Raw genomic sequence first — 2,264 nt, 5'->3', positions numbered from 1 at the left:
TTATTTTTGGGAGTTTGAGGTGCTAACCTCATTAAAAATCATTTCTGGCGACATGCGCGGCAGAAATGGCTTAAAATCTAAAGTTTCGACTTTGGAGGAACTTTACGATTTCTTCTCTGAAAAAATACTCAAAAATTACATCTATGATGTGATTTTTGGAGCTGACGACAGAATGTCGACAGGCTCAAAAAACTATATACTCCCCTGTTTTTAGAAAAATATTCATATTTAACACAAAATATTGTGTTCCGCCCTTGATTTTGAGTTTCAAAAGTGATATTATATATGTATGTATATATAACTAATACACATTAAAGGGAGTTTTCTCTCTTTAATAAGAGAAAAAAGAGGAGGAATTAATTCCGATGGCTAGAAAAATGAAAACCATGGATGGTAACAATGCAGCAGCTTACGCATCATATGCGTTTACAGATGTTGCCGCTATCTATCCTATCACACCATCATCTACAATGGCAGAAGTAACCGACAAATGGTCAGCTGCCGGACAGAAAAACATTTTCGGACGTACTGTAAGAGTGGTTGAAATGCAGTCTGAGGCCGGTGCCGCAGGTGCAGTTCACGGTTCACTTACAGCAGGTGCTCTTACAACAACTTATACAGCATCACAAGGTCTTTTACTTATGATTCCTAATATGTACAAGATTGCAGGTGAACAACTTCCTTGCGTATTTAACGTATCGGCAAGAGCTTTGGCATCACATGCACTTTCAATATTCGGCGATCATCAGGACGTTATGGCTTGTCGTCAGACAGGTTTTGCTATGCTTGCGTCAACTAATCCGCAAGAAGCAATGGACCTTGGTGCAGTTGCTCACCTATCAACAATAAAGGGTAAAATTCCGTTCATTCATTTCTTTGACGGTTTCAGAACTTCTCACGAATATCAAAAGGTGGCTTGTTGGGATTATGCAGATCTTGCAGATATGCTTGATTGGGATGCACTAAACAACTTCAGACGTAAGTCACTAAATCCTGAACACCCTGCTCAGAGAGGTACAGCTCAAAACCCTGACGTATTCTTCCAGGCTAAAGAGGCTTCTAACAAAGCTTACGATGCAATTCCTGAAGTTGTTGAAGAATACATGAATAAAGTAAACGAAAAAATCGGCAGCGATTATAAGCTATTCAACTACTACGGTGCAGAAGACGCTGATGAAGTTATTATCGCTATGGGCAGTGTCTGTGATACAATCTCGGAAACTGTTGATTACCTAAACGCAAACGGCCGCAAGGTTGGTCTTGTTAAGGTTAGACTTTACAGACCTTTCAGTGTTAAGCACTTGGTTGCAGCTATTCCTTCAACAGTTAAGAAGATTTCTGTTCTTGACAGAACAAAAGAACCGGGTTCAATCGGTGAACCTCTATATCTTGATGTTGTTGCGGCACTTCGTGACACAGAATTTGCTAATGTTCCTGTATACACAGGTCGTTACGGTCTTGGTTCAAAGGATACAACTCCTGCTCAAATCATCGCCGTATTCAAAAACACAGAAAAGAAGAGATTTACAATCGGTATCAACGATGATGTTACTAACCTATCACTTGCTCTTGATGAAAACCCTGACACAACTCCGGCAGGTATCACAAGCTGTAAGTTCTGGGGTCTTGGTGCAGACGGTACAGTCGGTGCTAACAAGAACTCTGTTAAGATTATCGGTGACCACACAGATATGAACGTACAAGCTTACTTTGACTATGACTCTAAGAAGTCAGGCGGTCTTACAGTATCTCACTTACGTTTCGGTAATGCTAAGATTACTTCAACATATCTAATCAACAAGGCTGACTTTGTTGCTTGTCACAAGGCATCATATATCAGACAATACAATATGGTTGAGGACGTTAAGCCGGGCGGTGTATTCCTACTTAACTGTTCATGGAATGCAGAAGAACTTGAAGAACATCTTCCTGGTCAGGTTAAGAAGTATATCGCTGACAACAATATTCAATTCTATACAATCGACGGTGTTAAGATTGGTAAAGAAATCGGTCTTGGCAACAGAATTAATACTGTTCTTCAATCAGCATTCTTTAAACTTTCAAAGATTCTTCCTGAAGAAGACGCTATTAAGTATATGAAGGACGCCGCAACTGCATCATATTCAAAGAAGGGTGACGCAATCGTTAAGATGAATCACGACGCTATTGACGCCGGTGCTCAGCAAATCGTTAAGGTTGAAGTTCCTGAAAGCTGGAAGAACGCTCAAAGCGAAGATCTTTCAGTTAAGCATGACGGTGAAGGC

General features: G+C 40.3%; 2 protein-coding genes. Both read left to right on the top strand.

Annotated features, from left to right (window positions below):
- A partial coding sequence (locus tag ACLTU0_RS11765; RefSeq protein WP_412322629.1) for a hypothetical protein occupies positions 1 to 214 on the top strand: 214 nt, incomplete at its 5' end.
- Positions 215 to 365: 151 nt separating this feature from the next.
- Positions 366 to 2,264, top strand: a 1,899-nt coding sequence (gene nifJ / locus ACLTU0_RS11760) for a pyruvate:ferredoxin (flavodoxin) oxidoreductase (protein WP_412322628.1), incomplete at its 3' end; no start/stop codon positions are given.

This window comes from Hominilimicola sp., from assembly GCF_046972485.1.
In the GTDB taxonomy this organism is placed as follows: domain Bacteria; phylum Bacillota; class Clostridia; order UBA1381; family UBA1381; genus Hominilimicola; species Hominilimicola fabiformis.
The sequence above is the reverse complement of the archived record's forward strand: the minus strand, read 5'-3'. Positions and strand labels throughout refer to the sequence as shown.